This window comes from Desulfacinum infernum DSM 9756, assembly GCF_900129305.1.
Classification (GTDB): Bacteria; Desulfobacterota; Syntrophobacteria; order Syntrophobacterales; family DSM-9756; genus Desulfacinum; species Desulfacinum infernum.
Window position 1 is genome coordinate 16,518 of record NZ_FQVB01000042.1, and the last position, 13,824, is coordinate 30,341.

A 13,824-nucleotide genomic window follows, 5' to 3' on the forward strand; every position below is an offset into this window, starting at 1 on the left:
GGGGATAAAACCCGCCCCTACTCGAGAGATCAATTCTTATTGCAAGGCCGCGCTTTATGCCCGCCCGGCACGCTCTACAAGGCGCGGGCGCCGAGCCGTTCCAGGAGATTGTCTCCCACCTGCCAGATGTTTCCGGCGCCCAGGGTGACCACCACATCGCCGGGCTGCACCCGCTGCAGCAGGGCCTCCGTCATGCCGTCCAGCGTTTCGCAGTAGGTGATGTCGTGGTGGCCGTAGCGGGCCACTTCCTCGGCCAGCCGCTTTCCCGTCACCCCTTCCATGGGGGCTTCGCCGGCCGCATAGATTTCCGTGACCAAGAGCACGTCGGACTGGTAGAAGCACTTGGCGAACTGGTCCATGAGTCCGCGGGTGCGGCTGTACCGGTGCGGCTGGAAGGCCACCACCTTGCGCCGGTCCGGATAGCTTTCTGAGAGGGCCGAGAGAACGGCCCGGATTTCCGTGGGGTGGTGGCCGTAGTCGTCCAGGACGAGAACCCCCGCAGCCTCCCCCTTTACATGGAAGCGGCGCTGGACGCCCGTCATGTCTTCAAGGCCGCGCTGGATGTCCTCCCAGCCCAGGTCCAATTCCACGCCCGCCGCCACGGCGGCCAGGGAATTGAGCACGTTGTGGCGGCCCGGGATGGGGAGCACCACTTGGCCCAGTTCCCGGTCCCGATGAAAAGCCCGGTAGAGGGTCCTGGGGCCGTCGACCCGCACATCCCTTGCCTGGAAGTCCGCCTGTGAGGAAAAACCGTAGGTAACGAACCGCTTTTCCACACGCGGCAGCAGGTGCTGGATGTTTTCGTCTTCCAGGCATAGGATGGCCTGGCCGTAAAAGGGCACCTTGTTCACGAACTCCAGGAAGGTCTCCCGGATGTGGTCCAGGTCCCGATAGAAGTCCACGTGCTCCAGGTCGATGTTGGTCACCACCGCAATGGTGGGCGAAAGGAGCAGGAAGGTGCCGTCGCTTTCGTCCGCTTCGGCCACCACAAAGTCGCCGCTTCCCAGCTTGGCGTTGGTTCCCCAGGCGTTGAGCTTCCCCCCGATGATCACCGTGGGGTCCAGGCCGCCCCGGGCCAGGACCGTGGCCACCATGGAAGTGGTGGTGGTCTTGCCGTGGGCGCCCGCCACCAGCACGGAGTATTTGAGGCGCATCAGTTCCGCCAGCATCTCCGCCCGGCGGATGACCGGCACGTTGCCCCGCTTCCGGGCGGCCACCACCTCCGGGTTGTCTTCGCGGATGGCCGACGAGAGGACCACCACATCCGCCCCTCCCACGTGGGTCGGGTCGTGGCCGATGAAGATCCGGGCGCCCAGGCTTTCCAGGCGGCGCGTGATGTCGCTCGCCCGCACGTCGGAGCCGCTGATGCGGTAGCCCAGGTTGAGCAGCAGCTCCGCGATGCCGCTCATGCCGATGCCGCCGATGCCCACGAAGTGAATATGTTGATAGCGCTTGTACACGGTCGCTCCTTCAGTTGCGTCCTCGGCGGCTCAGGGACTCCGGCGCGCCACGCCGAGAAGCATTCCCACGGCCGTGCAGCTCGCCGTCAGGGAGCTGCCTCCATAGGAAAGAAAGGGAAAGGCCAGTCCCTTGGTGGGAAGAACCCCCAGCACCACGCCCATGTTGATCCAGGCCTGGAAGGTCACCAGGCAGGTCAGGCCCACGGCCAAAACGGCCCCGAAGGGATCCCGGGCCCGCCGCGCCACCTCAAGTCCCTTCCAGAAGAAGAGCAACACCCCCAGGGAAAGGACGGCGAGCCCCAGAAGGCCCAGTTCTTCCCCCACCACGGCCACGATGAAGTCGGTAAAGGGCTCGGGCAGGTAGCTGAGCTTCTGCTGCCCCGCTCCCAGCCCCACTCCCCACAGACCGCCGGATCCAATGGCCACCAGGGACTGGATCAGGTGGTAGCCGGAATCCAGCGGATCGGTCCACGGATCCAGAAAGGCCAGGAGCCGCTCCAGGCGGTACGGGCTGGTCACGGCCAGCGTCCCCAGACCCGCCAGACCCACGGGAACGAGCAGAAACAGGTGGCGCCAGGGAACGCCGCCCACGGCCCAGAGCACGAAACTGATGCCCGCCAGGATGACGCACGATCCGAAGTCCGGCTCCAGCAGCAACAGCGCCGACAAGACTGCCAGCAGCAGGCACGTGGGAAGAATCCCGGTGCGGAAATCTTCCAGAGCCGTTCGTTTGGCGCACAAGTAGGCGCTGAGATAGACCACCCAAACCACCTTGGCGAATTCGGACGGCTGCAGGGTGAACATCCCGATCCGAAACCACCGTCGGGCGCTGTTGATTTCCACTCCCACACCCGGGATCCAGACCAGCGACAGCGCGATCAGGACGACCAGCAGCAAGGGCTTGGCCGCCCTGCGGTACCAGGAATACGGAATCCGTTCAAAGAACGCCGCCAGTGCGATCCCCAGCGCGGCGAAGAGGGCCTGCCGGGAGGCGTAAGGACCCAGGCCCATCCACACGTCGCCGCCTCGAAGCAGGCGCGGCGCACTGGCGCTGTACACCATGAGCACGCCGAAAGCCAGAAAGGCCAGCAGGAGCACCCAGATCTGCCCCCGAAGGCTCATGGGAAAGCGCGGCTCCCCTTCTTCGGCGGCCGCGGGTGAGCGCCCCGGAAGACCAGCTGTTGGCATGTGGATGGTTTCGGCTCTCATTCTTTTTCCGTGAGTCGTAAGTCGTGAGTCGTAATCCGTTATCCGTTATCCGTGAGCCGTGGTCCGTAGGCCGTGGTGCGTCGGGGGTTGGTCCCGGCCCGGCTCTTCTTTCCCCCCTTAATCCTTCAATCCTTAATCCTTTAATCCTTCAACCAGTTGTCGGAAATGTTCCCCGCGTTCCGCATAGTTGGCGTACTGGTCGAAGGAGGCGCAGCCCGGGGAGAGCAGCACCGTGTCGCCCGGCCGGGCCCGGCGCAGCGCCTCCCGGAACGCCTGGTCCAGATTTTCCACCGTCACCGTTTCCACAAAGGGCGACAGATCGGCCGCCACCTGCGGCCCCGCCTCGCCGAAGGCCACCAGAAAGCGGACCTTCTCTCTGCAAAGAGGCCCCAGGGACCGGAAGTCGGTTCCCTTGGCGCGCCCGCCCATGAGGAGCACCACGGGGGCTTCGCAGCTTTCCAGGGCCTTGGCCACGGCCCCCACGTTGGTTCCCTTGGAATCGTTCACGAACCGGACACCGTTCACCGTGGCGATCCATTCCATGCGGTGAGCCGAGGGCCGAAAGGAATCGATGGTTCGCTGGACGGCGTCCGGGTCCACCCCGCACAAGGAAGCCACGAGCGACGCGGCCATGAGGTTTTCCAGGTTGTGAACCCCCTTGAGCGCCCACCGGGACAGATCGAAGGTCTTCTTTGGCTGGTCCGGAAGGCTGATGAGAAGTCGCCCTTCGGCCACCGACGCCGCCGCTTCCGGATCGGACCGGGAAAAGAAAAGGACCCGGGCCTTCAGTCCTTCCGCCCACGTTCGGCACACCGGGTCGTCCCCGTTGAGGACGGCGGTCTGCGGCACCCCGGGCGATTCCCGGAACATGGAAAACTTGCTGGCGGCGTAGGCGTCGAAGTCCGGATAGCGGTCCAGGTGATCGGGGGTCACGTTGAGGACCACGCCGATGGTCGGGGCGAAGGTGGACGCCGTGTCCAGCTGGAAGCTGCTCACTTCCAGGACGCACCAATCGACGGCGCCTTCCGAAGGGGCGTTCCCGGTTTCGGCGAGCCAGTGGCACAGTGGAGTTCCCAGGTTGCCGCCCACGAAGGCCCGCATTCCCCCTTCTTTCAGAAAGGCCCCGATGAGTTCCGTGGTGGTGGTCTTTCCGTTGGTTCCCGTCACGGCCGCCACCGGCGCCCGACAGTAGCGCCAGGCCCATTCCAACTCCCCGATGATTTCCACCCCGGTTCGGCGGGCGGCTTCCAGGGCGGGAAGGTTGAGTGGAACTCCGGGACTCACCACGATGAGATCCGCCTCCAAAAAGTCCTGCAACCGGTGTTCCCCCAGGGAGAAGGCGGCCCCTTCCTTTTCCAGCGGCGCCAGGGCTTCCCGAAGGGCCTCTTGCGTGGCCGCGTCGGTTCCATGAACGCGATAGCCTTGGCGCAGGCCCCAACGGCAGGCCGCACGTCCCGACACGCCGAGCCCCACCACCAGGAGCGTCTTCCGCCGTTCCGACAGGGTTGCGGGGTTGGCGTTCATGACCGCACCGCCCTTTTTTCTTCCACCAGCACGTCGGTCACCTTCTCCATGGTCATGCCCCGGGATCCTTTCACCAGGATCCATTGGCCCGGCTGCCAACGGTCCAGCACGGCCCGGGCGGCTTCCCGGTGGGTGGCCGCGTGCACCGTTCGGTCTTCGGAAAGGCCGGATTCCAAAGCCCCCCGGCGGATGGCTTCGCCGTGATCGCCCATGGTGACCAGCAGGACGGGATCGAGTCCCGCCGCCTTAATCCCCACCGCCCGATGAAGGCTTTCCGATTCGGCTCCCAACTCCTTCATCTCGCCCAGCACGATCACCCGCGGAGCGTTCTCGGAGGCCTTCTGGAGGGTTTCCAGGGCCGCTTCCACGGACCGGGGGTTGGCGTTGTAGCAGTCGTTGATGAGAAAGGTTCCGTCTGGAAATTCCAGGGTTTCCATGCGCTGGGCAACCGGCCGGTGGGATGCCAGCCCCTTTGGAATATCTTCCGGGAAGGCCCCCACCGCCAGGGCCGCGGCGGCGGCCGCCAGGGCGTTTTGCACCTGGTGAAGACCGAGAACGGGCAGACGGATCGAGAGGGACACGCCGCCCACGGCCAAGCGAAACCGCGTCCCGGATCGGTCCATGACAGGATCTCCCGCCAGGTGCACATCCGCCGCCTTGTCACGCATGGAAAAGGTGGTCTTCCGGCACGAAAGTTGTTCCGCCCGGGCGCGGAGGTTCTCATCGTCCAGGTTCACCACGGCCGTGCCCTGGGAACCCAGCACGTCCCAAAGCTTCGCCTTTTCTTCCAGCACGCGGTCCACCGTTCCCAGGCCTTCCAGATGCGCCGGGTGCACGTTGGTGATGAGTCCCACCGTGGGCCGGGTCATGGCCGCCAGCCGCTCCATCTCGCCGGGCACGTTGATCCCCATCTCCACCACGGCCACTCCGTGTTGGTGGGAAAGCTGAAACAGGGTGAGGGGAACGCCGATGAGATTGTTGAAGTTGCCGGGGTTTTTGAGTACCGGCCGGCGAATCCCCAGGATGCCCGCCACCATCTCCTTGGTGCTGGTCTTGCCGTTGCTCCCCGTGATACCCACCACGGGAATCGCGGTTCGGGATCGCACATGGGCCGCCAGATCCCCCAGCGCCTTCAGGGTGTCCGCCACCGCGACCACGGCCGCCTTTTCAGGGAGATCCCGGGCCGCTTCTCGGTTGTGAACCAGCAGGCAGGCGGCTCCGCGTTCCACGGCTTGCGAGAGAAACCGATGGCCGTCGAAGCGCTCCCCTTCCAGAGCCACGAAGACCTCACCCGGCCCCACCGTGCGGCTGTCCGTGGAGATGCCGGTAAACGCAGGCAGTTGCTCCACGGACTCCGCGCCGGGCCGGATCCGCTCTCCACCCGTGGCTTCCAGGATCTGGGCGAGCGTCCACCTCATGCGCACCCCTCCGCCCTTGGTCGCTCCCTCCCGCCGGCGGCGCGCATCTGGAGCGCCTCCCGGACCACTTCCCGGTCGTCGAAGGGAACCACACTTGTTCCCAGGATCTGGTAGGTCTCGTGGCCTTTCCCGCCGACGAAAACCACATCGCCCGGCTCCGCGGCCAAAACGGCCGCCGTGATGGCCCGACGCCGGTCCACCTCCACGGCGTACCCGGTGGGAGGAATCGACGGCCCGTTCAGGGCAAAAAGCTCCTTCCCCATGGATTCCACGCCGGGAAGGATTTCTCGCACAATGGCTTCCGGAGGCTCCGTCCGGGGATTGTCGCTGGTGACCACCACCCGGTCTCCCAGGCGGCCGGCCACCTGTCCCATGAGAGGCCGCTTGGTTCGGTCCCGATCCCCTCCGCAGCCGAAAACCACCCACAGGCGGCCCCGGGTGAGTTCCCGGAGGCATTCCAGGGCCTTTTCCATGGCATCGGGGGTGTGGGCGTAGTCCACCACCACGTCAAACCCGTAGGGCGTGGCGATCCGTTGCAGACGGCCGTCCACACCTGCGACCGACCGGATCCCCTCTTGGACGGCTTCCAACGGAACGTCCAGCGCACAGGCCGCAGCCACCGCGGCCAGGATGTTGTAGAGGTTCAGCCGGCCGATCAGGGCCGACCGGATGGAGAGGGTTCCTTTGGGTGTTTCCAATTCCGCCCGAATGCCGTCCGGCCCCAGATGGAGACGACGGGGATGAACGGACGCTTCCGGGGCGTCGCAGGCATAGACGGTGGAAGAGGAAAGTTCTTCGTGCAGTCGCCGGCCGTAGGGGTCGTCTCCGTTCACCACGGCCGCCCGCGGCCCGGCGGATTTTTTGAGGTAATCCACGAAGAGTCGCCGCTTGGCCCGGAAGTATTCCTCCATGGACCCATGGAAATCCAGATGGTCCTGGGAAAGGTTGGTGAAGACGGCCGTATCGAAGGCCATTCCGTCCACTCGGTGCAAGGCCAGCGCGTGGGACGAAACCTCCATGACCACGTGGGTGATTCCGTCCCGGCGCATCCGATACAGAATTCTCTGGAGGTCCGCCGATTCCGGGGTGGTCATGACCGACGTTTCCGCCTCGTCCCCCCAGCGCACTCCCAGCGTGCCGATCACGCCCACCCCATGACCCGCCGCCGTGAGGATGGCTTCCACCAGCAGGGACGTGGTGGTCTTGCCGTTGGTTCCCGTGATGCCCACCAGGCAGAGGTCCGAGGCCGGGTGGTCGTAGAGGGCGGCGGCCGCAGCGGCCATGGCCCTTCGCGTGTCGTCCACCAGGACCACCGGCACGCCCAGATCCTTTTCCGGAAGCCTTTGGGTCAAGACGGCGGCGGCTCCGCCCGATACGGCCGCCTCCATAAAGGCGTGGCCGTCGTAGCGGCCGCCGGGAAGCGCCACGAAGAGGTCCCCGGGGTTCACCTTCCGGCTGTCGTAACAGATTCCGGAAACGGCCACTTGGACGTCTCCGGACACCTGCCGCGGCAAAAGGTCAGCGATGAGCTGGGAAAGTTTCTTGTTCAAGATCTCTTCCTAATCTGAGCGGTTTTTTCTTCGGGTGTCTCTTACACTGCGTGATTAGCGGGCGGGGATAAACCCCGCCCCTACCCAATGGGTCCGGGGCTTTTTGTAGGGGCGGGCTTTACGCCCGCCCTTCAGGACCTGTCCATGAGAAAGAACCGTCCAATTCAGGCTCTTCTTTCTTGCGTCTTGTGGGAATCGCCTCCCCGTTCAGTTCGCGCGCACGGCCTGTAGGGGAGAGTAATCATTCGCCCCTACGGGGGCCTGCTTCGGAAAAGGTGCGGTTCCTCCTTCCTGACCGTTAAAGATCCTTCAGTCGGATGGCCACCACGGCACCTCTTCGGGCCTGTTCACCGGGCCCCGGCTCTTGGTGAACCACCCGCCCGGAACCCTGTGGGGCCGCTTCCAGGCCGGCGGACTTCAAAACGGCCACCGCCGCTTTCAAGGACAGTCCACGAAGATCCGGAATAACTTGCTGTTCCCCGCGGGGAGGCGACTCCGCCTGCCATGCGGAGATCTCTCCGGCCGAGTCCCGGTCTTCTTCCCAGCGGACCAGCCGGGGCCGGTTGGAGCCGTCATCCGGTTCCTTGTCGGGCGGAACACCCAGGTAGGGCAGCGCCTTCTCCATAACGTGACGAAAAACGGGGGCCGCCACCACCCCGCCGTAGCCTTCCCCTTTGGGCTCATGGACCACCACCGCCATGGCCAACCGCGGGTGGGTTGCCGGGGCAAACCCCACGAAGACGGACGTCACCTTGTCCGGGGCATAGCGCCCGGTGCTTCGATCCGCCACCTGGGCCGTTCCCGTCTTCCCGGCACTGGTGTAGTCGGAAAGGGCCGCTCGGGTGCCGGTCCCCCCCGGTTGCACCACTTCTTCCATCATTTCCTTTAGATACTGGGCGGTTTTTCCGGACAAAACCCGGGTTGCCGGCCCGGGCGGCAGGGCCTTGATAAGCCGGTTCTCGGCGTTCACCACCGACGCCGCCACGCGCGGCGAACCCAAAACGCCTCCGTTGGCCACCGCCGCCACCGCCGTCGCCAGCTGGAGCGTGGTCACTCCTACGCCCTGACCGAAGGAAGCCACGGCAAAGTCCACCGGCCTCCACTGGGCGTAGGGGCGGAGCAGTCCGCCGGATTCTCCGGGAAGATCCACACCCGTTTTTCGTCCAAAACCGAACTGGACCAGCTCGTCGTAATAGCGCCGGGGCCCCAGGGCCTGAACCAGCTTGACGGCCCCGATGTTGCTCGACACCTTGAGCACATCCCGCACCGTGAGCCACCCGTGGGGGTGGACGTCGTGGATCGTGTGGGACGCCAGGCGCATCTTCCCCTCTTCGCAAAAGATGAGCTGTTCCGGTCCGTACACCCCCGCTTCCAGCACCCCGGCCATGAGAAACACCTTCAGGACGCTGCCGGGCTCGAAAACGTCCGCCACCACCCGGTTGCGCCACTGATCGGGCTGTGCCGACGCATAGGCGTTGGGATTGAACGAAGGATAATGGGCCATGGCCAGAACGCGAAAATCCCGGGCATCGAGAAGCACCGCTTCCCCGGCCCGGGCTCCGTGCTTGCGGACGGCCTCTTCCAGGGCCGCCTCGCAGGTGTCCTGGAGGAAGGCGTCCAGGTGGAGCCGCAACCCGTAGCGCTCTTCCGGAACCGGCGGCGAAGCATCCCGAAACCACACCCGGCGCCGGCCCCCGTCACGGAAGGCTATGACCTTTCTGGGATCCTGCCGGAGCAGTCCGTCGTAGATCTTTTCGATGCCCTCCAACCCTTTGCCGTCCACCCCCACGAACCCGATCACCTGGCCGGCCAGATCGCCGTAGGGATAGTAACGCCCCCACTCCATCTGCACCCCGATACCCGGAAGACGGGCCTCGGTGACCCGGCGGAGCTGATCGCTGGAAAGGCCCCGCTTGATCCACACAAAGCGTTTCTTAGCGCTCAGTTTTCCTTCCAGTTCCCGCCGGGACTCTCCGAGAACGGGCGCCAAGACCCGGGCGGTGCCAACGGGATCCGAGATCAGCTTGCCATCCGCATAGAGCGAGCCCTTCTGGACGCCTAAGGCCAGAGGGCGCCCCTGGCCGTCCCGGATGGTTCCCCGGTAGACGGGAACCTGGAAGCTTCCCTGCACCTGACCGATCTTGATCTCACGCCACTTGTCTCCCTGGACGACCTGCAGCCAGCCGGCGCGGCACACCAGCCCGACGCACACGAGGATCCCGATCACCAGAAGCGCACCGCAGCATCGGCGGAATCGCGCTTCCGTTCGGAGTCTTTTTCCATCCTCGTAAGACGTCATGAACGCCCTCATCCCATGCGCCGGATTACTGCGTCACTTGGGATCCGCAAAGGTCCACAAACGGTCGCCCCTGGCCGGCTCCAGCCCGAAAACATCCCGCCCCAGCTCCCGCAAACGCTTGTGGGAGCGCAAGTGCGTCCGCTCGATTTCCAGCCGCCTGTGGACCTCGTACCACTTGCCGTACGCCTGCTGGAGCTGCGCCACCCTGTAGGCACAGCGCGTTTGCTCCACCTGGAGGTAGACGAAGCAGGCGGCCAGAACCAGAACCGCCCCTCCCAGAAGGAAGCCCCAAGATTTCCACGACATGACGCCCCTCCGGAGCCCTTGACCCTCCAGACGCCCGGGTCGTCGGTCGGGGTTAAGCCCCGCCCCTGCCCAAGGAGTCCATACATTATCCAGGAGGCTGTCTGACAATGGGCTCTTTGCCTCGCTTTGTCTCCATCCGTCATCCCCGCGAAGCTTGTCCCCGGCTTGAACGGGGAGCGGGGATCCAGAATTTCCGGGAACCTATGGACTCCCGCTTGCGCGGGAGTGACGGGTGGCGGAGTTCTCGGACAGGCTCCTAGGAGGCTGCCCGAGAACTCCGCGGACGACCTTTTTTCTCGTAGCGCAGCCCTTTAGGGCTGCGGAGGAACCCCCGGCCGTCGGATAGGCCATCGAGTATTTCCCGTTACTTCATGGAGTTGCGATGAGCCTTTCCGCAGGGCTAAAGCCCCGCGGCTACGGGGAGGACCAAAATCCCTCGACCTTGTAAGCCGCAGGGCCATTGTCGGACACGCTAGGGGCGTGCTTCACGCGCTGCCTGTAGGGGCGAATAATCGCCCCTACAGCCGCTCAACGGCACGCAACCGGGCGCTCCGGGCCCGCGGGTTTTCCTGCACCTCCTGCGCGGACGGCTTGACAGCCTTGCGCGTAAGAAGCCTTGCCAGGGGACGCCCCTCACACCGACACACGGGAAGATCGACCGGACACCGACACGCCCTGGACCAAGCCTTGAACGCCCGCTTGACCAAGCGGTCTTCCAGGGAATGAAAGGTCACCACCGCCAATCTCCCGCCCACGGAAAGCAGATCCAACGCCTTGCCCAAAAACCCCTGGAGCACCTCCAGTTCCCGGTTCACGGCCAGCCGCAGGGCCAGGAAAGTGCGGGTCGCGGGATGGATGCGCCGGGTGTCCGCCGTCCGGGGAACCACGGATTCGATGAGAGAGGCCAGCTCAGCGGTGCGACGGAAGGGTTCTTCCCGGCGCCGCTCTGCGATGGCCCGCGCGATCCGGCGGGAATACCGCTCCTCGCCGTACTCGGCAATCAAAGCGGCCAACTCCTCTTCCGGAAGCTGATTCACCAGATCGGCGGCGGTCACCGCAAGGGAACTGTCCAGGCGCATGTCCAGGGGGCCATCCTGCTGGAAGCTGAGACCCCGGGAGGCGTCATCCAACTGGATGGACGAAACCCCCAAATCCAGGACGATGCCGTCCACCCCTTCCCACCCTATCCACGCCAGGATGTCCGGAAGCCGGTCAAAAGGGGCACACTCCGCAAGGAACCGGTCCCCGTAAGCGGAAAGCCTTTCCCTTGCACGCGCCACCGCCGCTTCGTCCCAGTCCAGCCCCAGGAGCCGCCCGTCGGGGGACGCGGCCTCCAGGATCGCCTCTGCATACCCGCCCCCGCCCAGCGTGGCGTCCACGTAGCGGCCTCCTGGGCGGCAGGCCAGCAGTTGGACGGCTTCCCGCATCAAGACAGGACGGTGTTGCAACATTGAGCGCCTTTCCATGACCGTCCGGATTCCCCGCGCCCCTTTTCCCGTCAATCCAGATGGCGGGCCACTTCGCTGAAGGTCTGGTCATACCGAGCACCGGCAGCCTCCAGCCCCTTGTGCCAGCGGTTGGTATCCCAGATTTCGAAGGAATCCAAAACGCCCACCAGCACCACTTCCTGGTTGATCCCCGCCCGCTCCCGATGGAGCGCGGGGATCAGGATCCGACCCTGCTTGTCGAATTCGCATTCCACGGCACTGGAGACAAAATAGCGGACGAACTCCCGCACATCCTTGTTGAGGGCCACCTTCCTCAGGAGTTTATCCTCGATCTGTTCCCACTCCTCCGGCGGGTAGGCCTCCAGGTGGTCCTTTCTCATGGCGAGCACCAGCCCGTCCGTGTAGCATTCCTGCAATATCTCTCGAAACTTGGTGGGAATGCGCAGGCGCCCCTTGTCATCCAGGCGATGAATGGACTGACCGCGAAACCGCTTGGACTTCAGGATGCCCACTTGTTCCCCCTATTTACCCACTTTTTACCACTTGGCTTGCTTTTATCACCCCCCTTCCGGCCATGTCAAACCCATTTTTTAGCAAAAAAATCTTTTTTTTTAGCCGGTTACTCCAGTGGGATCCGGTGGACGCAAGAGGGAAATCCCTCCCTGGCAGAAAGGCAGCTCCCACCTTCTATTCATTTTCTTCAGGGGCGCCTATGGGCGTCGGTTCGTGGTTCTCGGATGAGAGATCGTGGCAGGGTTCGTCGCACAGCAAGGCTGGAAGAGCGATTGGCGGGCGGGGATAAACCCCGCCCCTACTCAACAGGTCCATTTGCCTCCTCAGAGGCGGGCTTTACGCCAGTCCGCCGGAAGCTCGCGATGAGGAAAAATCGTCCAATTCAGCCCTGTAAGAGCCGACCTTCCGGCGATCCGAATCGCGGCCAAGGCCGCTTCTACAACAAAAAAGATTCATTGGCGTTTATTCGCGTTCATTCGCGGTTCTCTTTCTCATTCGCTTTCCCGGACTTCCAGCAACACGCGGGTGATGCTTTTTCCCCGCATCTCCTCCACCGTCAACTGGTAGGGGCCCACCTTCACCGTATCCCCCTTTTGGGGAATGCGGCCCAGCTCCTTCTGGATGAGCCCGCCCATGGTGCGTACTTCCTCTTCAGGCAGGCGCGCTCTCAGCCATCGGTTCACGTCCCGCACCGATACGCGCCCGTCCACGGAATACCGCCCGGGCGCCGTCTTTCGGACCCACCGCGCCTGGGGGTCGTGCTCGTCCTCGATTTCCCCCACGATCTCTTCCAGGATGTCCTCCATGGTGACGATGCCCACCACGTTGCCATATTCATCCACCACGAGACTCAGATGGGCCTGCTCCTTTTTGAAGCTCATGAGCTGCATGCCGATGGTCCGGAGCTCCGGAACGAAGTGGGGCGGTCGAAGCAGCGCCTTCAATTGGAACGACTCCTTTCGGGCCTGGAGCAGGAAGTCCAGGGCGTGGATAAACCCCACGATGTTGGTGGGATCCCCCTTATAGACGGGATAACGGGCATACTTGTGCGTTTGAATGACCCGGAAGACCTCTTCGTAGGGTGCCTCCAGGCGCAAGGTGACCACATCCCGAATGGGCACCATGATGTCTCCCACCAGCACCCGATCCAGGGAGAGCACCCCCAGCAGCATGTCCTGCTTGGCATGGTCCAGGGCGCCGTCCTCTGCCCCGGCCTTGATGACGAACGCGATCTCCTCTTCGGTGATCCCCTTACGTCTTTCCGGCTTGGAAACGCCTAGCACCCGAATGATTCCACTGGAAATCAGAGTGAGCAGACGTACCAGGGGGTAGAAGAGTCGGATGCAACCATTCATCACCACGGCCGTCGTCACGGCGATGGAATTGGGATAGTAGGCGGCGATGGTCTTGGGGGTGATCTCCGAGAAGATGAGGAGAAAGACGGTCACCAGCCCCGTGGCGATGAGAACGCCCTCCTGGCCGAACAACCGGATGGCCAACGCCGTGCCGATGGCGGAAAGACCGACGTTCACCAGGTTGTTGCAGAAAAGCAGGGTGGCGATGAGCTTTTCCGGCTGACGCAGGATGTTGCGGGCCAATTGGGCCCGTTTGTCCGACCGGGCCTTCTGGCGCAATTTGATGCGATCCACCGCCATGAAGGCCGTTTCCGAACCGGAAAAGAAGGCCGACAACATCAAGAGCACCACCATGATCGTCAGATCCACCGCCATGAATCTCTTCTCCCTCCTAACCCAAGTTTGTCACTTTTGTGTGTAAGTTACTGATTTTGTTGTAGAGTGTTTTCAAATTCTACACTACAAATTTTTCATTCGATGGTGGTCAGCCTCCTTAATGGTCGTACCGGCAGCCCGAGAGCATTGTAAATTTTCACGTGAACCGGTTCCGGCTCGGACGTGTGTCGTATGTGAATGGCCTGCTCTTTGTCATTGACCATGCTGGTGGTCACCCGCACCTGGCCACTCAGATGCGTTCGCATGGTGGCCCAGTGGTGACGAATTCCGCTTTCGCGAAGCGTCCTCTGGATGACGCACAGCAGATGGTAAGCAAGGACGGTAACGAAAAGGTGTCCCTGAATCC

10 protein-coding genes and 1 pseudogene are annotated in these 13,824 nt (G+C 63.7%); all 11 read right to left on the reverse strand.

Annotated elements, in window-relative coordinates:
* Positions 1-74: 74 nt before the first annotated feature.
* The gene (gene murC, locus BUB04_RS16205; protein WP_073041415.1) at positions 75-1,460 is read right to left on the reverse strand and encodes a UDP-N-acetylmuramate--L-alanine ligase; all 1,386 of its coding nucleotides are present in this window, start codon (positions 1,458-1,460) and stop codon (positions 75-77) included.
* Positions 1,461-1,490: 30 nt separating this feature from the next.
* A complete protein-coding gene (gene ftsW / locus BUB04_RS16210; RefSeq protein WP_084076584.1) occupies positions 1,491-2,669 on the reverse strand; it encodes a putative lipid II flippase FtsW in 1,179 nt (392 codons plus the stop codon).
* 132 nt (positions 2,670-2,801) lie between these two features.
* Positions 2,802-4,193: a UDP-N-acetylmuramoyl-L-alanine--D-glutamate ligase gene (murD, locus tag BUB04_RS16215; protein WP_073041417.1), complete on the reverse strand. Its 1,392-nt coding sequence runs from the start codon at positions 4,191-4,193 to the stop codon at positions 2,802-2,804.
* Positions 4,190-5,611, reverse strand: a complete 1,422-nt coding sequence (locus BUB04_RS16220; protein WP_073041419.1) for a UDP-N-acetylmuramoyl-tripeptide--D-alanyl-D-alanine ligase — start codon at positions 5,609-5,611, stop codon at positions 4,190-4,192. Before BUB04_RS16220 ends, murD begins: the two co-directional genes overlap by 4 nt.
* The gene (locus BUB04_RS16225; RefSeq protein WP_073041421.1) at positions 5,608-7,161 is read right to left on the reverse strand and encodes a UDP-N-acetylmuramoyl-L-alanyl-D-glutamate--2,6-diaminopimelate ligase; all 1,554 of its coding nucleotides are present in this window, start codon (positions 7,159-7,161) and stop codon (positions 5,608-5,610) included. Before BUB04_RS16225 ends, BUB04_RS16220 begins: the two co-directional genes overlap by 4 nt.
* A 298-nt stretch (positions 7,162-7,459) precedes the next feature.
* Positions 7,460-9,460 (reverse strand): penicillin-binding protein, encoded by a 2,001-nt coding sequence (locus BUB04_RS16230; protein ID WP_178372023.1) that lies wholly within the window; start codon positions 9,458-9,460, stop codon positions 7,460-7,462.
* A gap of 33 nt (positions 9,461-9,493) precedes the next feature.
* Positions 9,494-9,766: an FtsB/FtsL family cell division protein gene (locus BUB04_RS16235; protein WP_073041423.1), complete on the reverse strand. Its 273-nt coding sequence runs from the start codon at positions 9,764-9,766 to the stop codon at positions 9,494-9,496.
* A 518-nt stretch (positions 9,767-10,284) separates the two neighbouring features.
* On the reverse strand, positions 10,285-11,217 hold the full coding sequence (rsmH, locus tag BUB04_RS16240) for a 16S rRNA (cytosine(1402)-N(4))-methyltransferase RsmH (protein WP_178372024.1): 933 nt from the start codon (positions 11,215-11,217) through the stop codon (positions 10,285-10,287).
* A gap of 47 nt (positions 11,218-11,264) precedes the next feature.
* Positions 11,265-11,726, reverse strand: coding sequence for a division/cell wall cluster transcriptional repressor MraZ (gene mraZ / locus BUB04_RS16245; RefSeq protein ID WP_084076587.1), 462 nt, complete (start codon positions 11,724-11,726; stop codon positions 11,265-11,267).
* Positions 11,727-12,218: 492 nt separating this feature from the next.
* Positions 12,219-13,457 (reverse strand): HlyC/CorC family transporter, encoded by a 1,239-nt coding sequence (locus BUB04_RS16250; protein WP_073041427.1) that lies wholly within the window; start codon positions 13,455-13,457, stop codon positions 12,219-12,221.
* A gap of 95 nt (positions 13,458-13,552) precedes the next feature.
* Positions 13,553-13,824 (reverse strand): annotated as a pseudogene (locus tag BUB04_RS19470) (IS1634 family transposase); the annotation flags it as partial.